General features: G+C 68.0%; 21 protein-coding genes. 9 read left to right on the top strand and 12 right to left on the bottom strand.

The features are described 5' to 3' along the window. Positions 1 to 4: 4 nt before the first annotated feature. Positions 5 to 895 (top strand): TIGR03619 family F420-dependent LLM class oxidoreductase, encoded by an 891-nt coding sequence (locus O3I_RS02920; protein WP_041563335.1) that lies wholly within the window; start codon positions 5 to 7, stop codon positions 893 to 895. Further along, positions 892 to 1311, top strand: a complete 420-nt coding sequence (locus O3I_RS02915; protein WP_014981398.1) for a nuclear transport factor 2 family protein — start codon at positions 892 to 894, stop codon at positions 1309 to 1311. The genes O3I_RS02920 and O3I_RS02915 overlap by 4 nt, the downstream gene beginning before the upstream one ends. A 74-nt stretch (positions 1312 to 1385) precedes the next feature. Here the strand turns inward: O3I_RS02915 and O3I_RS02910 are convergent, their stop codons facing one another. After that, positions 1386 to 2687 carry a cytochrome P450 gene (locus O3I_RS02910; RefSeq protein ID WP_424769574.1) on the bottom strand — a complete coding sequence of 434 codons (1302 nt, stop codon included), beginning with the start codon at positions 2685 to 2687 and terminating at the stop codon, positions 1386 to 1388. Positions 2688 to 2784: 97 nt separating this feature from the next. Between O3I_RS02910 and O3I_RS02905 the strand changes: the two genes are divergently transcribed. Then, the gene (locus O3I_RS02905; protein WP_014981396.1) at positions 2785 to 3948 is read left to right on the top strand and encodes a steroid 3-ketoacyl-CoA thiolase; all 1164 of its coding nucleotides are present in this window, start codon (positions 2785 to 2787) and stop codon (positions 3946 to 3948) included. Between the two features lie 362 nt (positions 3949 to 4310). Then, entirely contained in the window at positions 4311 to 4727 is a 417-nt protein-coding gene (locus tag O3I_RS02900; RefSeq protein WP_011207048.1) for a helix-turn-helix domain-containing protein, read from the top strand. Positions 4728 to 5052: 325 nt separating this feature from the next. Here the strand turns inward: O3I_RS02900 and O3I_RS02895 are convergent, their stop codons facing one another. From O3I_RS02895 to O3I_RS02875, 5 genes are all read right to left on the bottom strand, one after another. Next, positions 5053 to 6063, bottom strand: coding sequence for a hypothetical protein (locus O3I_RS02895; protein ID WP_014981395.1), 1011 nt, complete (start codon positions 6061 to 6063; stop codon positions 5053 to 5055). Next, entirely contained in the window at positions 6060 to 6575 is a 516-nt protein-coding gene (locus tag O3I_RS02890) for an ImmA/IrrE family metallo-endopeptidase (protein ID WP_041562374.1), read from the bottom strand. The genes O3I_RS02895 and O3I_RS02890 overlap by 4 nt, the downstream gene beginning before the upstream one ends. Positions 6576 to 6739: 164 nt before the next feature. Continuing rightward, positions 6740 to 7612 carry a hypothetical protein gene (locus O3I_RS42345; protein ID WP_014981393.1) on the bottom strand — a complete coding sequence of 291 codons (873 nt, stop codon included), beginning with the start codon at positions 7610 to 7612 and terminating at the stop codon, positions 6740 to 6742. A gap of 331 nt (positions 7613 to 7943) precedes the next feature. Beyond that, the gene (locus tag O3I_RS02880) at positions 7944 to 8855 is read right to left on the bottom strand and encodes an SDR family oxidoreductase (RefSeq protein ID WP_014981392.1); all 912 of its coding nucleotides are present in this window, start codon (positions 8853 to 8855) and stop codon (positions 7944 to 7946) included. A 32-nt stretch (positions 8856 to 8887) separates the two neighbouring features. Beyond that, positions 8888 to 9679 carry an SDR family oxidoreductase gene (locus tag O3I_RS02875; protein ID WP_014981391.1) on the bottom strand — a complete coding sequence of 264 codons (792 nt, stop codon included), beginning with the start codon at positions 9677 to 9679 and terminating at the stop codon, positions 8888 to 8890. An 82-nt stretch (positions 9680 to 9761) separates the two neighbouring features. On the opposite strand from O3I_RS02875, the gene O3I_RS02870 reads away from it, so the two are divergent. From O3I_RS02870 to O3I_RS02850, 5 genes are all read left to right on the top strand, one after another. After that, a complete protein-coding gene (locus tag O3I_RS02870) occupies positions 9762 to 10526 on the top strand; it encodes an enoyl-CoA hydratase family protein (protein ID WP_014981390.1) in 765 nt (254 codons plus the stop codon). Between the two features lie 14 nt (positions 10527 to 10540). Continuing rightward, positions 10541 to 11425: a CoA transferase subunit A gene (locus tag O3I_RS02865; protein WP_081593881.1), complete on the top strand. Its 885-nt coding sequence runs from the start codon at positions 10541 to 10543 to the stop codon at positions 11423 to 11425. Continuing rightward, positions 11422 to 12207 (top strand): CoA-transferase subunit beta, encoded by a 786-nt coding sequence (locus O3I_RS02860; protein WP_014981388.1) that lies wholly within the window; start codon positions 11422 to 11424, stop codon positions 12205 to 12207. Before O3I_RS02865 ends, O3I_RS02860 begins: the two co-directional genes overlap by 4 nt. Next, complete coding sequence (locus O3I_RS02855) at positions 12204 to 13274, top strand: NAD(P)H-dependent flavin oxidoreductase (RefSeq protein ID WP_014981387.1); 1071 nt, start codon at positions 12204 to 12206, stop codon at positions 13272 to 13274. The genes O3I_RS02860 and O3I_RS02855 overlap by 4 nt, the downstream gene beginning before the upstream one ends. A 263-nt stretch (positions 13275 to 13537) precedes the next feature. Further along, the gene (locus tag O3I_RS02850) at positions 13538 to 13867 is read left to right on the top strand and encodes a heavy metal-binding domain-containing protein (protein ID WP_202804956.1); all 330 of its coding nucleotides are present in this window, start codon (positions 13538 to 13540) and stop codon (positions 13865 to 13867) included. A 79-nt stretch (positions 13868 to 13946) separates the two neighbouring features. Here O3I_RS02850 and O3I_RS42340 read toward each other — a convergent pair whose 3' ends face one another. From O3I_RS42340 to O3I_RS02820, 6 genes are all read right to left on the bottom strand, one after another. Then, entirely contained in the window at positions 13947 to 14333 is a 387-nt protein-coding gene (locus O3I_RS42340) for a DUF6188 family protein (protein WP_014981385.1), read from the bottom strand. Positions 14334 to 14452: 119 nt separating this feature from the next. Further along, positions 14453 to 15646, bottom strand: a complete 1194-nt coding sequence (locus O3I_RS02840; protein WP_014981384.1) for an acetyl-CoA C-acetyltransferase — start codon at positions 15644 to 15646, stop codon at positions 14453 to 14455. Positions 15647 to 15674: 28 nt separating this feature from the next. Beyond that, a complete protein-coding gene (locus O3I_RS02835; RefSeq protein ID WP_014981383.1) occupies positions 15675 to 16289 on the bottom strand; it encodes a TetR/AcrR family transcriptional regulator in 615 nt (204 codons plus the stop codon). A gap of 81 nt (positions 16290 to 16370) precedes the next feature. After that, positions 16371 to 17114 (bottom strand): hypothetical protein, encoded by a 744-nt coding sequence (locus tag O3I_RS02830; RefSeq protein ID WP_014981382.1) that lies wholly within the window; start codon positions 17112 to 17114, stop codon positions 16371 to 16373. 250 nt (positions 17115 to 17364) lie between these two features. After that, entirely contained in the window at positions 17365 to 18159 is a 795-nt protein-coding gene (locus O3I_RS02825) for an SDR family oxidoreductase (RefSeq protein ID WP_014981381.1), read from the bottom strand. Then, positions 18156 to 19361: an acyl-CoA dehydrogenase family protein gene (locus O3I_RS02820; protein WP_272944302.1), complete on the bottom strand. Its 1206-nt coding sequence runs from the start codon at positions 19359 to 19361 to the stop codon at positions 18156 to 18158. The genes O3I_RS02825 and O3I_RS02820 overlap by 4 nt, the downstream gene beginning before the upstream one ends. Between the last annotated feature and the right edge of the window lie 15 nt (positions 19362 to 19376).

Genomic DNA, 19376 nt, shown 5'->3' with positions numbered 1-19376 from the left:
CCCACTGCAGTTCACCCTCGGCATCGCGCTCAGCCCCCTGGAGCAGTTGCCGGAACTGGCGAAAACCGCTGAGGAGTGCGGCTTCTCGTCGGTCGCGCTACCGGACTCGCTGTTCTACATGCAGTCCGCGGCGGCGAAATACCCTTACACCGCCGACGGGAGCAGGTTCTGGGGTCCGGAGACACCCTGGGTCGACCCGTTGATCGGGGCGACCGCGATGGCCATGGCGACCAGCCGAATCCGGTTCTACACCAATGTGCTCAAGCTCGGCTCGCGCAATCCGCTGTTGCTGGCGCGTCAGGTGGGCTCGGTGGCGGCCATGTCCGGCAACCGGTTCGGCTTCGGTGTCGGCATCGGCTGGGCGCCGGAGGAATTCGAATGGTGCGGCGTGCCGTACGCGCGCCGCGGGGCCCGGGTCGACGAGATGATCGAGGTCATCAAGCTGGTACTGGGCGGCGGCATGGTCGAATACCACGGCGAATTCTTCGATTTCGATCCGTTGCAGGTCAGCCCGGCCCCGACCGAGCCGGTGCCGTTCTATATCGGCGGGCACACCGAGGCGGCGCTGCGCCGGGCGGCCCGGGTCGGCGACGGATGGGCCTCGGCGATGATGACCTACGACGAGCTGCGCCGGACCATCGGCAAGCTCGACGCGCTGCGCGCCGAATTCGGCCGGGGCACCGAACCGTTCGAGATCCAGGCGGTGTGCGTCGACCGGTTCGGCCGGTCGGGCTATCAAGATCTGGCCGATGCCGGTGTCACCGATGCGATCGTGGTGCCGTGGCTGATGGACGGCATCGGCTTCGACGGCGAACTCGCCGCCAAACAGGACTCGCTGCGCCGATTCGCCGCGGCGAATATCGAAGACCCGATCGTCGCGGAGGTACCGGCATGACCACCACCACCGACCATCCCGCCCGCACCGCCGGGCTCGCGTCGCAGGCCGCGGTGCGCGCCCGGGACAAGGCGGCCTGGGTCGCCCTGTTCGCCGAGGACGGCATCGTCGAAGATCCCATCGGCCCTTCCGGTTTCGATCCGGAAGGCAAGGGCCACCGCGGCAAGGAGGCGATCGCGGCGTTCTGGGACAAGGCGATCGCGCAGACGACTTCGATCGAGTTCCTGTTCGGTGACTCGTTCGCGTGCGGGAACGAGATCGCGTTCACCGGCACCATCCGCAGCACGCTCGGCGGCCATCGGATCGACGCCGACGGGGTGTTCACCTACCGGGTGGACGAGACCGGCAAAATCGCCGCGCTGCGCGCATTTTGGGAGGTCGACCGCGCCATGGCGACCGCGAAGAAGGTCGACTGACAGACCGACCGGCGAAAGGCCCTCGGACCGGAGTGGGGACTACCGGGCCGAGGGCCTTTGTGGTTTCGGTGCGCTCAGTGCGCGACCGGGCAGGTCTTGTAGTCCACCGGGAATTCCTTGATCCCATTGAGCCAGCCGGAACGCAGCCGCTTCGGGTCGCCGAGCTTGGTGATGTCCGGCAGATGATCGGCGATGGCGTTGAAGATCAGGTCCACCTCGAGCCGGGCCAGGTTCGCGCCGATGCAGAAGTGCGCGCCGGTGCCGCCGAAGGACAAGTGCTGGTTGTCCTTTCGCAGGATGTCGAACTTCTCCGGCTCGTCGAAGACGTCCTCGTCGAAGTTGGCCGAGCGGTACAGCATGACTACCCGCTCGCCCTTCTTGATCTGCACGCCGCCGAGCTCGGTGTCTTCCAGCGCGGTCCGCTGGAAGGAGGTGACCGGCGTGGCCCACCGGATGATCTCGTCGGCGGCGGTGGCCGGGCGCTCCTTCTTGAACAGCTCCCACTGCTCGGGGTGCTCCATGAAGGCGTTCATGCCGTGCGTGATGGCGTTACGAGTGGTCTCGTTGCCGGCCACGGCCAGCATGATGACGAAGAAGCCGAACTCTTCCTCGCTCAGCTTGTCGCCGTCGACGTCGGCCTCGATCAGCGTGGTGACGAGGTCGTTGGCCGGGCATTCCTTGCGTGCGGCGGCCATTTGGTATGCGTAGCCGAGGATTTCGGCCGAAGCCATGACCGGGTCCGCGTCGTTGTCCGGGTCGTCGTATCCGGTCATGTCGTTGGACCAGGTGAAGACCTTCATCCGATCCTCCTGCGGCACCCCGATCAGCTCGGCGATCGCCTGCAACGGCAGCTCGCACGCGATCTGGGTGACGAAGTCGCCGCTGCCGGATTCAGCCGCGGCCTTGACGATCGATTCGGCCCGCGCCGAAAGTTCCGCGCGCAGACCGTTTATCGCACGCGGGGTGAAACCGCGGGAGATGATCTTGCGCAGCTTGGTGTGCTCCGGCGCGTCCTTGTTGATCAGCACGAAGCGCTGCAGTTCGATCTGTTCGCGGGTGATGTCGTCGTTGAAGCGCGGGATCGCGGTGTTCTCGTAGGTGGAGAACACCTCGCTGCGCCGGGACACCTCTTTGACATCGGCGTGCTTGCTCACCACCCAGAAGCCCTCGTCGTGGAAGCCACTGACCTCGGCCGGTTGCGGATTCCACCAGACCGGGGCGGTTCGGCGCAGTTCGGCGAACTCCTCGACCGGGACTCGTTCGGCATAGATGCCGGGGTCTGTGACGTCGAATCCGTCCGGCAGATTCGGCCGGACATTCCGAGGGTCTACCACCAGATGTCTCCTTCGACAAACTGAAACACGTTCTATAATCATTGAAGCATAGGCGGCAGTATCAGGAAAGAAACCGGACAGAACCGCCAGAAACATCCCTGAACTCGTTACAGTTTCTGTCCCATACGAAAGGTTGGACATGGGCACACCCGTCATCGTCGAGGCCGCGCGCACCCCCATCGGCAAGCGCGGCGGCTGGCTGTCCGGCCTACACGCCGCGGAACTGCTCGGCCTCGCGCAGCGCGGGCTGCTGGAACGCGCCCATCTGGACCCGGCACAGGTCGAGCAGGTGATCGGCGGCTGCGTCACCCAGGCGGGCGAACAGTCCAACAACGTGACCCGCGTCGCGTGGCTACACGCCGGACTGCCCTGGCAGGTCGGCGCGACCACCATCGACACCCAGTGCGGTTCGGCCCAGCAGGCCAATCACCTCGTCGCCGGGCTCATCGCCACCGGGGCGATCGATGTCGGCATCGCCTGCGGCGTCGAGGCGATGAGCCGAGTTCCGCTGGGCGCCAACGTCGGCGAGCACGCGGGCGCGCGCCGGCCGGCCTCCTGGAACATCGACCTGCCCAATCAGTTCGAAGCGGCCGAGCGGATTGCCAAGCGGCGCGGCATCACTCGCGCCGACGTCGACGAGTTCGGCGCTCGCTCACAGCGCCTGGCCGGCCAGGCCTGGGCCGAGGGCCGCTTCGACCGCGAGGTGCTCACGATCACCGCCCCGGCGGTGGACAAGGAAGGCAACGCGACCGGCGAGAAGCTGGACGTGTCACGCGACCAAGGCCTGCGGGAGACGACGGTCGAGGGACTGGCCAAGCTGAAGCCGGTGCTCGAAGGCGGCGTACACACCGCGGGCAGCTCCTCCCAGATCTCCGACGGCGCCGCCGCGGTCCTGCTGATGGACGAGCAGGCGGCGCAGCGAGCGGGCCTGCGGCCGCGGGCGCGGATCGTCACCCAGGCCCTGGTCGGCTCCGAGCCCGAGTTCCACCTCGACGGACCGGTGCAGGCTTGCACGCGCCTGCTGGAGCGTTCCGGGATGAGCATCGGCGACATCGACCTGTTCGAGATCAACGAGGCCTTCGCCTCGGTCGCGCTCTCCTGGGCCTCGGTGCACCGGCCGGACCTGGATCGAGTCAACGTCAACGGCGGCGCGATCGCGCTGGGACATCCGGTCGGCTCGACCGGATCCCGGCTGATCACAACGGCTTTGCACGAACTGGAGCGCACCGGCAACAGCACCGCGATGGTGCTGATGTGTGCCGGTGGCGCATTGGCGACAGGCACCATCATCGAGCGTCTATAGGGTGTTCAACTCCACGAAACGGGTTTGTTGAACGTTCATCCCCCAGGCTCGAAAACGTGTCGTACGCCACACATGAGTGAGCTTCGTCAACTAGATGAGACGTCAGCTATCTTTCCGCTATCATGGGTGTCGCGGGGAAGACCTCCAGGACGGGCCAGAACCGGTCCGTACCTCGGCTTCTCGAGAGCCGTTGGGGTGACCCGCAAACGCAACGGTCCCAGTACCTTCGCCCAACCGGCACCTAGAAGCTTCAAGGAAATCCGGAATCAGGCGTAGGTTTTCAGTTACTGAGCCGCTAATATCAATGATACGTATCCGAGATAACGACTGTTAGTACAGCGAAGGGAATTGGGCGGCTCACAATGGCTGATTTCGCGGCGCGGCTGAACAAGCTGTTCGAAACCGTGCATCCCCCGGGGCGTAAGCCGCACACCAACGCGGAGGTTGCGGCTGCGCTGACGGCCTCCGGACATCCGATCTCGAAACCGTACCTGTCGCAGTTGCGGTCGGGACAACGGACGAACCCGTCCGATGAGACGGTGGCCGCCCTGGCGAAGTTCTTCAAGGTCAAGCCGGACTACTTCTTCAACGACATCTATGCCGCCAAGATCGATCACGATCTGGAGTTGCTGTCCCAGCTGCAGGGCTACGGACTGCGACGGCTGTCGAGTAGAGCGTTCGACCTGTCCGAAGAATCACAGAACCTCCTCACCTCCATGGCGGAGAAGTTGCGGGCAAGCGAAGGCTTGCCCGAAATTCCTCCGGATGGAACCGAATAGGTTCACTTGCACGAAGCACAGTGCGACCCCACGGGTCGCACTGTGCTGTGTTATGCGTTCACACCCTGGACAATGCATGATTGCGCGCCCCGGGTAATAGGGGCTTGCCCTGTCAAGGGTGCTTGCGGTATCCGATCGCGCGCACGCGCGGACCCGCATTCGACTATCTCGGAACAGACTGCCGCACCGGTTATCCCGGACCCCTGATTTTGTGCATGCTTCGATAAGTCAGCGTTCACCGGGGCAGAACTCGACCCCGAGCCCGCAACGCGGATCCCGGGGCGACTACAGGTGCACCAAATACCGGCGGAACAGACCGCTTAGCTCAATTTCGGGCGTGCTCCAGGCTTGTCGCGTCATATGCCCGCGCGATGGCCTGGACCCAGCCGCGCGGACTAATGCCCTCCGGCGGAGCAATCCACCGCGCATCGATAGCCACATCGCCCAACGGGTTTCTCGCCCACTCCGCCACCGTGCCCGCCCGCTCCGCGATCGACCGCGGCGGCGGGGCCACCGCGGCGAGCACCACGCCACCGCCGGACTGGAGATACAGCGCGTCCATGATCTGGGCCACTTGATCGGAAGCTCGTAGCTGAGTCGAGGTACCGGTCTGGTCATGCGCGACGACTTCGGGGAAGCGCCCGACCATGATCTTGTGCAAGAGCCGAATCTGGCGCAGCAGCACCCGCGCTCGCACCCAGAGCTCCACCACGATCCAGACCGCGCCGAACGCGATCAGCAGACTCGCCGCCTCCCAGGCCGGCCACGCCCAGGTCGGATTCCCCGGCGCGACTCGCGGCGTATCGTTGAACGCGCGCCGAACCTGAAGCGCCGCAAGCACTGCGACGACCGCGGTGCCCGTGGTGTAGATCGCGATACCGCGGCCGAGCGTAGTCCAGTCGAGGTTGCGCAGACCGGTGATGACGATGAACACCGCGCCGAAAGCGACCACCTCCCAGCCGAAGGTGAACGACCACGCGATCGTCGCGGCCACCGCGAACAAGCCGAGGCTGTAGATGACCAGCGCGACCTGGCGCAGGTTCCGGCGCGACACCACCGGCCAGGCGGCCGAGGCCACCACCGAGGTGGCCGTCACGAAGGCGATCCACGCGGACACCACGACGCCGTCGGAAAGCCACCCGGCGTGCACGCCACCCGGCAGCAGGTTGTCGATCGCCACCGCGATCTCCGGCACCGCCACGGTTGCGGCCAGCGCAACGGCGGCGACCGCGATCACGATGGCCACCCGGGCCGTCGTGGCCGGCTTCACCAGCACGCGCCCCACCCGGGCGCCTGCCGCCATCCAGACCAGCAGTGCCGTCAACCAGAGGGTCATCCCAGCGCCTCATCGAATCGAAGGACCGAGACGCCTGCGCCTCGGCTGTTGAACACCCGGAGCCGGGTCATCAGCATGGCGGCGAAGGTCTCCGCCTCCCATTCGGCGAGCTCGTCCGCGCCGTCGTCGACGATCTGCTGGTGCGCCCGCTGGCTCAGCATGTAGGCGATCAGGTCGTCGCTGGCCTCGAGCGTCACCTCGGGCGCGGGTGCGCCCTCGTGATCGAACACGATATGGCCGAGTTCATGCGCGAGCGTGTGCTCGCGGCTCGGCAGCGATTCAGCCAGCACGATCACGTCCCGATCGGGATAGAACCGGCGCTGACCGCATACGCCGGGCCCCAAATGCGCACTGGCGATTTCGATTTCGCGCCGCCGCTCGCTCGCGATGGCGAGCACGACCTCGTCCAGCGTCGTGGCGTCGGAGTCCGCGGCCACCGCGCACACGGCGTCCACGGCCGCGGCCACCCGACGGTAAGACCGCGAACTGCTCTGCGTCTTCGACTCACTCATGCCCGCACCTCGCTGGCGCTCGGCTCCGGCATGCGCGACGCACGCTGTGACACGATTCGATCGCTCCACTCACTCATGCCTGCACCTCGCTGCCGCTCGGCTCCGGCATGCGCGACGCACGCTGTGACACGATTCGTTCGCTCCGCTCACTCATGCCACACCCCTCACGGCCTCGGGAAGAACATGGCACGGGCGGCGTCGACTCGGGCCTGTGCGGCCGAGGCGCCCTGGAAGCTGACCGCGCCGGAACCCGCGCCGGCGAGGCCGAGCGCGATCAGGCCGCCGATCACCGAGAGCAGCTTGGGTTTCGGGAGCCCGTCGTCGGCGCTCGTCGGGCGCACGTCGGGGTTGGGCTTGGCGGGCGAGGCCTGCGGCGGCGCCGCTGGGGCGGGCGGTGCGGGCGGCGGCACGGCGGCCGGGGCCGCGGCGGGCACCGGGGCGAGCACGGGCAGCGGGATGGCCGGTAGCACCGGCGAGGGCACCGGCGGCACCGCGATCGGGGGCAGCACCGGGGCGGGCGGGGCTGGAATCGGGATCAGCAGCAGGAGCAGCGGAGCCGCGGAACCCACCGCGGCCGAACCCACCGCCGCGGAACCGACTGCGGCAGAACCGGTTGCGGCGGAACCGACACCCGCGGACCCGACACCCGCAGAGCCGACACCAGCGGAACCTACCGCCGCGGACCCGACACCGGCCGAGCCCACCGCGGCCGAACCGGTGGTGCCGACACCGACACCCGCCGAACCGACTGCGGCCGAACCCGTTGCGGCGGCGCCTAATCCGGCCGACCCGGTCGCGGCGAGCGCGGCCGAGCCGGAACCGAGTACGACACCGAGCCCGGCCGAACCGCTGCCGAGGGTCAGTCCGAGTCCGGCCGAACCGGAACCGAGCACGATGCCCAGCCCCGCCGACCCGGCCGCAGCCGCAGACCCGCCGGCGGCGGAACCACCGGCCGCCGCGGAGCCGGCCGCAGCCGAACCGCCGGCCGCCGCGGAGCCGGTCGCCGAACCGGTACCGATCGCGGGATTGGTGGGCACCGCGCTGACGTCACTGGGCTGTCCGGGGACCGAAAGGGGGTACCAGGGACCGCCGGTGTCATATGGCGGCGGAGCGGGGTCCAGGGCGCACTGGGGGCAGCCTCCGACGGGCTGTGCCTCGGCCGCTACCGGGCCCAGTAGCGCGAAACCGGCCACGGTCCCCGCTACTGCAAGCACACGTAACGTGCGACCAACGGCCATGCGTCGAGCCTTCCCCTCATTTGCAAAGCGCAGAACTTCCCCGGTCACGACGCTCACACGGGATTTTTAACGGACGGGGGCCATAGTAAACCCCTATCGTTACCTGCGCAGAAAGAAGGGTGGTGCCAGGTCAGGCCCCGTACACCGGTTCGGGCGGCATCCCCTTGGCAATCAGGTCGGCCACCACCGGGCCGAGCTCGGCCGGATCCCACCGTGCGCCCCGGTCCACCGCGACGCCGTGCCGCCACCCGTCTGCCAAGGCCACTTTACCGCCCTCGACCTCGAACATGCGGCCGGTGACGTCCTTGGACTGTGCGCTGCCGAGCCAGACGACCAGCGGAGAAATGTTCTCCGGCGCCATCGTGTCGAAGCCGGCGTCGGGCCGCGCCATGGTCTCGGCAAACACCGTTTCGGTCATCCGGGTGCGCGCCGCCGGTGCGATGGAATTCACAGTGACGCCATAGCGCGCGAACTCCGCGGCGGCGGTGAGTGTGAGACCGGCGATACCCGCCTTGGCCGCGCCGTAGTTGCCCTGACCGACGCTGCCCTGCAGGCCGGCCCCGGAGCTGGTGTTGATTATGCGGCCATCGACCGGCCGACCGGCCTTCGACTCGCCGCGCCAGTACTCGATCGCGTGCCGCATGGTGACGAAGTGGCCCTTGAGATGCACGCGGATGACCGCGTCCCATTCGTCCTCGCCGAGATTGACCAGCATCCGGTCGCGCACGAAACCGGCATTGTTCACCAGCACGTCCAGCCCGCCGAAGGTGTCCACCGCCTGACGGACAAGGCGTTGCGCGCCTTGCCAATCCGCGACGTCGTCGCCGTTGGCCACGGCCGCGCCGCCGAGCGCCTCGATCTCCGCGACGACCTGCTCGGCGGGCGTCTCCCCCGTCGCCGCGCCGTCGAGCGCCGAGCCGAGATCGTTGACCACCACCCGCGCCCCGGCGGCGGCGAAGGCGAGCGCGTGCGCCCGGCCGATACCGCGGCCCGCACCGGTCACGATGACGGTGCGTCCTGCGCAGATCTGCTCGGTGTCCATACCTGTGTCCTCTTCGTGTGGGTCCGATGTGTTCAGGACTGCTGCCGGCCTGCGTCCGCGGTGGACGCGGCGAGGAAGGCCGGGCGTTCGCCGCCGCCGTGTACGAGCAGGCTCGCCCCGCTGACGTAGCCGGCCAATGCCGAGGCCAGGAAGACCGCACAGCGGCCGATATCGTCCGGGTGGGCCATCCGCCCCAGCGGGATGGTCTCCCCCACCGCGTCGATGCCGTCCTGGTCGCCGTAGTGCAGCTGGCTCAGCTCGGTGACCACCGGTCCGACGACGAGCGAGTTGACCCGCACCTTGGGTGCCCACTCCACGGCGAGCGAGGCGGTCAGGCTGTCCATGCCCGCCTTGGCCGCGCCGTAGGCCGCGGTGCCCGGCGACGGGCGGTGCCCGCTGACGCTGGAGATGTTCACGATGGAACCGCCGCCCGGCTGCTGCTGCATCACCGTGTTGGCGGCCTGGGCGACCAGCAGCGGCGCAAGCAGATTCAGCTCGACGATCTTGGCGTGGAAGTTCTTGCTCGCCGTGTCGGCGAGAGCGAAGGGCGCGCCACCCGCGTTGTTGACCAGGTGGTCGAGGCGGCCGTGCCGCTCGACGACGGTGTCCACCAGTCCCTGCACCGCGTCCGCGTCCCGGACGTCGCAGGGCAGGAACTCGATGGCGCGGCCGTCGACCTCGATCGGGGCCTCGGCGGGACGCCGGGCGCAGGCGATCACGGTCGCACCCGCCGCGAGGAACGTCCGGCTCACCCCGGCGCCTACGCCGCGGACGCCGCCGGTCACCAGGACGACGCGATCGACCAGATCGATTTCGAGTGTCACCGTGCTAACCTACCAAGCAACTGCTTGCTTTGCCACTGTGTTGGATTAATCACGAGCCGAGCTACTCACGATGGGATAGGCGATGGGGATCAACCGTCACTCCGAATCAACCGGCATCACCGTGGTCACGGTCGACTACCCGCCGGTCAACGCGATACCGACGGACGGCTGGTTCGCCATCGCCGACGCGCTGCGCGAGGCCGGGCGCGATCCGGAGACCCGGGTTGTGGTGCTGCGCGCGGAGAATCGCGGTTTCAACGCCGGTGTCGATATCAAGGAGATCCAGAGCAAGCCCGGCCATCAGGCGCTGATCGACGCGAATCATGGTTGTTTCGAGGCGTTCGCGGCGGTCTACGACTGCCCGGTGCCCGTGATCGCGGTGGTCCAGGGCTTCTGCCTGGGCGGCGGCATCGGCCTGGTCGGCAATGCCGACGTCGTGATCGCTTCCGACGACGCCACTTTCGGACTGCCCGAGGTGGACCGCGGCGCGCTCGGCGCGGCCACCCATCTGTCCCGGCTGGTGCCGCAACACCTGATGCGCGCTCTGTTCTATACGGCGAGCACCATCACCGCCCAGCAGCTGCAGCACTTCGGCTCGGTGTACCAGGTGGTGCCCCGTGCCGAACTCGACGCCGCGGCAATGGAAGTCGCCAAGAACATCGCCGCCAAGGACGGCCGGGTGATCCGTGCGGCCAAACGCGCGCTCAACGGTATCGACGGGCAGGACGTGCACCGCAGCTACCGCTACGAACAGGGATTCACCTTCGAACTCAACCTCGCCGGTGTCGCCGACGAGATCCGCGCCCGGTTCGACGACGACCTGGCCGCGCGCAAGGCCGAGAAATAGGGAGTTCAGAACTCATGCGAGACAAGCGAATGTCGCTCGACGAGGTCGTCGGCGAGCTGCGCAGCGGAATGACGCTCGGCATCGGCGGCTGGGGTTCGCGGCGTAAGCCGATGGCGCTGGTGCGCGCCATCCTGCGCTCGGACCTCACCGACCTGACCGTGGTCAGCTACGGCGGGCCGGATCTCGGCCTGCTGTGCTCGGCCGGGAAGGTACGTAAGGCGTACTACGGGTTCGTCTCCCTGGATTCGCCGCCGTTCTACGATCCGTGGTTCGCGCACGCGCGCACCACCGGCGCGCTGGTGGCCCGCGAAATGGACGAAGGCATGCTCAAATGCGGACTGGAGGCCGCCGCCGCCCGGCTGCCGTTCCTGCCGATCCGGGCCGGGCTCGGCTCGGACGTGCCGAACTTTTGGGACGGCGAATTGCGCACGGTCGCTTCGCCCTATCCCGACGCCGACGGTCGCACCGAAACCCTGATCGCGATGCCCGCGCTGAATCTCGATGCGGCGCTGGTGCATCTGAACCTCGGTGACCAGCACGGCAACGCCGCCTACACCGGTGTCGACCCGTACTTCGACGATCTGTACTGCCTGGCGGCCGAGCGCCGGTACGTCTCGGTCGAGCGCATCGTCGACACCGACGAGCTGGTGAAAACCGTGCCGCTGCAATCGCTGCTGCTCAACCGGATGATGGTGGACGGGGTGGTCGAGGCGCCCGGCGGGGCCCACTTCACCCTCGCGAGCGACAGCTACGGCCGGGACGAGAAGTTCCAGAAGCACTACGTGCAGTCGGCGAAGACCCCCGAGACGTGGCAGCAGTTCGTCGACAAGTACCTGGCGGTCTCCGAAGACGAGTACCAGGCCGCCGTCCGCGAGTTCGCACAGGAGGCCCAGAAATGACCGCAGCGCAAGGCGATTCCGTAGCGGGTACGGCCGAGACCTGCACCCGCGCCGAGGTGTGCGCGGTGGCCTGCGCGGAGATCTTCAGCGGCGCGGGCGAAATCATGGCCAGCCCGATGTCACCCATGTCGATCATCGGCGCGCGGCTGGCGAAGCTCACCACCGAACCCGACCTGCTGCTCTCCGACGGCGAGGCGCTGCTTTTCGCCGGGACTCCGCCGCTCGGTGGGAAAGCGCCGATCGAGGGGTGGATTCCGTTCCGGAAGGTGTTCGACGTGGTCGCCTCCGGGCGGCGGCACGTGGTGATGGGCGCCAATCAGATCGACCGGTACGGCAATCAGAACCTGTCCGCGTTCGGCGCCTTGCAGCAACCCACCCGGCAGATGTTCGGGGTCCGCGGTGCGCCGGGCAACACCCTCAATCACGCGACCAGCTATTGGGTTTCGCGGCACACGAGCCGGGTCTTCACCGACCAGGTCGACATCGTCTCCGGCGTCGGCTACGACAAGGTCGATCCGGCGAACCCGGCGTACCGGTTCCACCACCTGCACCGGGTGGTGACCAACCTCGGCGTCTTCGACTTCACCGGTCCCGGCCACACCATGCGGGCGCGCAGCCTGCACCCCGGCGTCACCGCCGCCGAGGTCGCCGAGAACACCGGGTTCGAGATCGACGGTCTCGCCGAGGCGGGTGAGACCCGGCTGCCGACCGCCGAAGAACTGCGGTTGATCCGGGACGTGCTCGACCCCAAGAAGATCCGGGAAACCGAGGTGCCGGCATGAGCGCGCCCACGCCGCGCTTGCGCACCGCACTGACCGAGCTGGTCGGCATCGACCATCCCGTGGTGCAGACCGGCATGGGCTGGGTGGCCGGGCCCAGCCTGGTCGCGGCCACGGCCGAGGCGGGCGGGCTGGGCATCCTCGCCTCCGCCACGATGACCTATGCGGAACTCGAGGCGGCGATCGCGAAGACCAAGGCGCACACCGCGAAACCGTTCGGTGTGAACATCCGCGCCGATGCCTCGGATGCGCCCGAACGCATCGACCTGCTGATCAGCGAGAAGGTCGCCGTCGCGTCGTTCGCTTTGGCGCCCAAGCAGGAACTCATCGCGAAGCTGAAAGATGCGGGCGTGGTGGTGATCCCGTCGATCGGCGCGGCCAAGCACGCGGTGAAGGTGGCGTCCTGGGGCGCGGACGCGGTGATCGTGCAGGGTGGTGAGGGCGGCGGGCACACCGGGCCGGTGGCGACCACGCTGCTGCTGCCCTCGGTGCTGGACGCGGTCGATATCCCGGTGGTCGCGGCAGGTGGGTTCTTCGACGGTCGCGGGCTGGCCGCCGCCCTCTCCTACGGGGCGGCGGGCGTCGCGATGGGCACCCGCTTCCTGCTCACCCAGGAGAGCACCGTGCCGGACGCGGTCAAGAAGGAATACCTCACCCGGCAATTGCAGGACACCGTCGTCTCCACCAAAGTCGACGGCATGCCGCACCGGGTGCTGAACACCGAACTGGTGCAGCGCCTGGAACATTCGGGTCGCGCCCGTGGGCTCGCCGCGGCGGTCGCCAACGCGGCGAAGTTCAAGAGCATGACCGGTATGAAATGGTCCACCCTGGTGCGTGACGGGCTGTCCATGCGAAAGGCCAAGGACCTCAGCTGGTCTCAGGTCGTCATGGCGGCCAATACGCCGATGCTGTTGCGCGCCGGGCTGGTCGAGGGCAACACCGGAGCGGGCGTGCTCGCCGCCGGTCAGGTCACCGGCATCATCGAGGACCTGCCCACCTGCAAGGAGCTGATCGATCGGATCGTCGCCGACGCGGTCGGCCGGATCGAGGCGTTGCAGAAGAACCTCTGAACACCTACCGCGAATGCCCCGTTCCCGCCGGGAGCCGGGGCATTTCGCGTGCTCAGGGCTTATCGGCCGGTTCAGCCGGCACGCGTTGCCACCGGGCGGGCAAACTGCTGTGGTGGTCGAGTTCGCCCGGCCCGTACGATCCGCTCATGAACCAGCCGATGCCGCCGCAACAACCGCACTACCCGCAGCAGCAGCCCGGGTTCCAGCAGCCGCCGCCGGGATACCAGCAACCTCCGCAGCAGCAGCCGGGCCCGCAGTTCCCGATCCTCGTCTCCACCATGAACGACGTGCCCGGCCACCGGGTCGTCCGGGTGTTCGGTGAGGTCGCGGGCCTGACCGTGCGCAGCCGCGGCCTCGGCTCGAACCTCGCCGCCGGCTTCCGTTCCCTCGGCGGCGGCGAGATCACCGAATACACCCAGCTGCTCTACCACTCCCGCCACGAGGCGATCATGCGAATGTGCCAGCACGCCATGTCCTTCGGCGCCAACGGCATCCTCGCCATGCGCTTCGACTGCAACGAGATCGCCAACACCATGAGCGAAGTAGCCGCCTACGGCACCGCCGTCCTCCTGGAACCCGCCGAGAAGAACTGACCTCCCCCGATTTCCGCATCCGGTCGCACTCGCTTCCGGAATGCGGGAAATAATCGCGACGCGACGGTCATCCTCACCGCTATTTGTTCGCCGACCAGATGGCGAATTCCCCACCCGGCGTGCAGATCACGCGTGACCCATCTCTTCCCACAATCCCCCATGCCTCATAGTCTTTGTCGATGGGAACATGGATGGCAGCTCCAGAACTGAACTCGAGGATCAAGCCATCGCTTTCGCTAGCATCTGCTCGCGTGACCACGGAGCCGATGAGAGATTCGAGCTCAGCGGCCACTACGGCATAGTCGTTGGAGGGGGCTTGCAGCACACTCCCGGTCGACGTTCGGAACGTCAGCTCACCCTCGATCTGCAATTCGAAGGTATCCGGCTCGCCGAATCGAATCGTCGCCGTGGCACCACGAACTACAGCTGCCACCGGCAATCCTTCGATCTGCAATAGCAATTCCATTCTCACCAACCTCGAGGTTTCGGGTACATACCCCGCGATTGTGCGAGATCGGCGACCGTTCCGGCAGCGCCCCCTGGACGGTGGCGCGTTTCGACCACCGCCGGGGAGCACGAGCAGGATCAGTGGGGGAGGCGCTCGATGATGGTTACGTTGGCGGTGCCGCCGCCTTCGCAGATGGTGAGGAGGCCGTAGCGGCCGTTGCGGCGTTCCAGTTCGTTGAGGAGGGTGGCGAAAAGCTTTGCGCCGGTGGCGCCGAGGGGGTGCCCCAGGGCGATGGCGCCGCCGTTGACGTTGACCTTTTCGGGGTCGGCACCGGTTTCCTTCAGCCAGGCCAGGACGACGGGGGCGAAGGCCTCGTTGATCTCGATGACGTCGATGTCCTCGATAGTGAGACCGGTCTTTTCGAGCGCCCACTTGGTGGCCGGGATCGGCGCGGTGAGCATGAAGATGGGGTCGGCGCCGCGGGCGCTGACGTGATGGATGCGGGCGCGCGGGGTCAAACCGTAAGTCTCGACGGCCCAGTCGGAGGCGAGCAGGGTGGCGCTGGCGCCGTCGGAGATCTGGCTCGCGACGGCCGCGGTCAACGGGCTGCCCTCGGCCAGCGGCGGCAGCGACGCCATCTTCTCCAGGGTGGTCTCGCGCGGCCCCTGATCGATCCAGAAATCGCCGACCGGCACGATCTCGCGATCGAAACGGCCGTTCTTGATCGCGTCGCGGGCCCGCTCGTGGCTGCGCAAAGCCCAGCGCTCCATGTCTTCTCGGCTGATGCCCCACTTCTCGGCGATCAACTGGGCGGCACGGAACTGCGTGACCTCGGCGGTGCCGTAGCGGTGGTCCCAGCCGGCGGCGCCGACGAACGGCGACTCGAAGCCGTACTCCTTGCCCGCGTACATGGCGGCGGAGATCGGGATGGCGCTCATGTTCTGCAGGCCGCCCGCGACGATCACCTCGGCGGTGCCGCTCATGATCGCCTGCGCACCGAAATTGATGGCCTGCTGGCTGGATCCGCACTGCCGGTCGACGGTGACGCCGGGTACCTCTTCCGGGTATCCGGCGGCCAGCCAGGCGGTCCGGCCGACGTTGCCGGCCTGCGGGCCGACGTTGTCGACACAGCCGACGATCACGTCGTCGACATTGCCCGGGTCGATCGAGTGGCGATCCAGCAGCCCGCGCAGCGCGGCGGCGCCGAGGTCGGCCGGGTGCACGGCGGCGAGGGCGCCGCCGCGCTTACCGACCGGTGTGCGCACCGCATCGATCACGTAGGCGTCCCGCAGCGGGGTGTAGGGGCGGCGGGGAGCGGAGGGTGCAGACATCGGAGTACTCCTACGTGATGTGCTCGGCCTAGCCGTTTTCGGAGGCGGTGAGCCCGTCGAGCACGATGGTCAGATACTGCTTGGCGAGGTTGTCGACGGTGATCGGGCCACCGGGCTGGTACCACCGCACCGCCACCCACACCGTGTCGCGCAGGAACCGGTACGCCAGCTCGACGTCGATCTCGGGCCGAAAGCTGCCGTCCTGCACGCCGTTGGTCAAGACGCGGTGCCACAGCTCGCGGAATTCGCGGTTGTAGTCGGCGATGTAGGTGAACCGTTCGGCGGTGCGCAGCCGCTTCGCCTCGGCCTGATAGATCGCCACCGCGGCGTGATGCCGGTCGAAGGACTGGTAGGACGCGATCACCAAGGCTTCCAAGGTGTCTCGCGAGCTGAGCCCGGCGGCGACGATCTCGCGGTAGTGCCCGAACAGGTCGTCCAGGAACCCGCGCAGGATCTCGTCCACCATCGACTCCTTGGAATCGAAGTGGTGGTAGAGGCTCCCGGATAGAATCCCGGCCGCGTCGGCGATATCGCGCACGGTGGTGGCGCGCAGTCCGCGTTCGGCGAACAGTTCGGCCGCCAGCGTGAGCAGTTCATTGCGCCGTGCTGATTTCGAAGCGTCGGGTGCCGTCACACCGGCCATAATACAACCAAGCGTTTGCTTGGTACAGACCGGCACGCGGGTAGGCGGTGGATCACCGCTGCGCTGGGTCCCGCGGACCGATCAGCGCACCGAATAACGCAGGGGCGAGGACACCGATAGGTCCGCGAGCAGCCGGTCGCAGATGACCACCGGCGCCACCCCGGCTCTGGCCATGCGCGCGACCAGCGCCAGCCGTCTTTCGCAGCTGTCCCATTCGACGGTGAGCTGGCCGCGGCCCGGCCCCGCGTCCACGGTCGCCATGACGCGCGGCGGACCGGAGGGCACCGGCTCTTCGATCAGCTTGAGCACCATGCCGCGCTGCCACGCCTGGTAGGTATCCATGTCGGCGCCGATCACCAGCTTGTCGGTGGCGGCGCACAAACCCTGCGCGATCTCCTCGTCGAAGGCGACGCGGTCGAGCCGGAACTTGCGGCACTTGGCCACCACGTCGAGCAGGTCCGCGCGCACCTCGCACAGCAGCGCGGCCTGGCGATGCCGGCGCCGATCCTGTTCGGACTCCTCGGCGGACAGCTCGTGCGGGTCGGGTTCGAGACCGATCTGTTTGGCTCGCTCGTGATCTCGGGCCAGGTCGGCCCGCAGCGCGCCGCGCGGATCACGGGCCACCGCGGCCTCATCGATCGCGAACTGCTCGAGAATCTGTGCGGCACGCATCGCGGTCGCACGTTCGGAGGTGTGCTCGATCAACTCGGCGCCGAGGGTGAGTGCGGCGAGCACCAGGCTGTCCAGCCTGCGCCGAGCCAGCACCACTTCGCGCACCAATTCGAGTTCCAGTTGTTCGCGGGCAGCTGGGCTATCAAGGCCCATAGCCATCGCCCCTTTGGAGAGTGCGGGTTCCGATCTCAACCAGCATGGCACAACCCGGCGACATCTGCCGTCGGCTTTTCTACCTGATCAGCCGCCCATTTGCCGGAGGTGCGCCGAAGCTCGCCCGCGACCGCGCTCTCGCGTGCTCGACGGTCCGTCCAGTCCGTCCCGACCGGACTGTTCCGGGCCGCGAGCCACCGGTCGGCTACCCGATGCGAACCGGGGCGCGCGACCTCGAAATCGAAGCAGCTCAGGCTCGTTGGCTACTGACCGACACCACCTCACCGGTCAGGTATGTGGTGTAGTCGCTGGCAAGCATGGCGATGGTGGCCGCGACCTCCCACGGCTCGGCGGCCCGGCCGAACGCCTCGCGTTCGGAGAGCCGGTCCAGCAGTTCGGTCGAGCTGACCTTGTCCAGGAAAGCGTGCCGCGCGATGCTGGGCGCGACCGCGTTGATCCGGACCCCGAGTTCGGCAGCCTCGACGGCACTGCACCGGGTCAGCGCCATCACGCCGGCTTTGGCCGCGGCGTAGTGCGCTTGGCCGTGCTGCGCGCGCCAGCCGAGCACGCTCGCGTTATTGACGATCACGCCACCGTGTCCGGCGGCCCGGAAGTAATTGAGCGCCGCGCGCGTGCAGCGGAAGGTGCCGTTGAGGGTGATGTCGAGCACGCGATCCCACTGCTCGTCGGTCATGTCGACAACCGGCGTCTCCCCGCCGAGGCCGGCGTTGTTGACCATGATGTCGATCCGCCCGATCGCCTCGCCCGCTCCGGCCACCAGCGCGTTCACCTGCTCAGTGCGCTGCACGTCGCAGGCGATCGAGGCGACCTTGCGGTCCGGGAATTCGGCCGCGAGCTCGGCCGCCGTCTCGGCCAAACGCCGCTCGTGCCAATCGGAGACGACCACATCGGCGCCCTCCGCGAGCAGCCTGCGCGCGGTGGCCGAGCCGATGCCGGTACCCGCGGCCGCGGTGATGACGGCGGCACGGCCGGTGAGCAGGCCGTGTCCCGGAACCGGCTGCGGCGCGACGGAGAGGTCGGTCATCCTCGTGCCTCACGCGGTAGGCCGAGCACCCGCTCGGCGATGATGTTGCGCTGCACTTCGTTCGAACCTCCGTAGATGGTGTCGGCGCGGGTGAACAGGTACAGCCGCTGCCATTCGTTCAGATCGTCCTCGTCGGCCACCAGGCCCGCGGGTCCCAGCACGGCCATCGCCAGTTCGCCGAGTCCGCGATGCCAGTTGGCCCACAACAGTTTCGCGACCGAGGCCTGACCGCCGTCGGTGACACCCGCACCCTGCATGGTGCGGATGGCGTGTGCGCGCAGCACCCGCAGGCCGACCCAGGCGCGATCGATCCGCTCCGCGATCAACGGGTCGGCTGCGGCGCCGGTGCGCCGGGCCAAGGCCTCGACATCGGCCAGTTCTCTGGCGAACCGGATCTGCTGGCCGAGCGTGGAGATGCCCCGCTCGAATGTCAGCGTGCCCATGGCGATCCGCCAGCCATCGCCCGGTTCGCCGACGACCAGATCGGCGGCGGTGCGCGCGTCGTCGAAGAAGACCTCGTTGAACTCCGAGGTGCCGGTCAGCTGGATGATCGGCCGCACATCGATGCCTGGCTGTTTCATCGGAACAAGCAGGTAGGACAGGCCGTGGTGGCGGGTGGAACCGGGTTCGGTCCGGGCGATCACGAAGCACCAGTCGGCGACGTGGGCCAGTGACGTCCAGATCTTCTGCCCGTTGATCGACCATTCGTCGCCGTCGCGGCGGGCCGAGGTGGTGATCGCGGCCAGGTCCGAGCCCGCGCCGGGCTCGGAATACCCCTGGCACCACAGTTCGGACACGGTGCGGATACCGGGCAGGAAACGATCGCGCTGCGCCTGGGTGCCGAAGGCGAGCACCGTCGGTCCGAGCAGTTCTTCACCGACATGCGAAACCCGCGCGGGCGCATTCGCTTTCGCGTACTCCTCGTGGAAGATCACCTGCTGGCGCACGCTGGCCGCCCGGCCGCCGTATTCTTCCGGCCAGCCGAGGCAGGTCCAGCCGGCCGCGGCGAGATGCCGGTCCCAGGCGAGGCGCTCGTCGAACGCCTCGTGCTCGCGGCCCGGCCCGCCGAGTCCGCGCAGCTCGCGGAACTCGCCGTTCAGGTTGTCCGCGAGCCACTCGCGCACGTCGGCGGCGAATTGCTGGTCCGCGCTCGCGGAAAACCGCCCGCCCGAACCGGCGGTATCGGATTCTGAGGTCTGGATCGCACCCACGCCGGT

Origin of the sequence: Nocardia brasiliensis ATCC 700358 (genome assembly GCF_000250675.2) — a bacterium.
Classification (GTDB): domain Bacteria; phylum Actinomycetota; class Actinomycetes; order Mycobacteriales; family Mycobacteriaceae; genus Nocardia; species Nocardia brasiliensis_B.
Note: the sequence above shows the minus strand (reverse complement) of the source record. Positions and strands in the feature narration are given on the sequence as shown.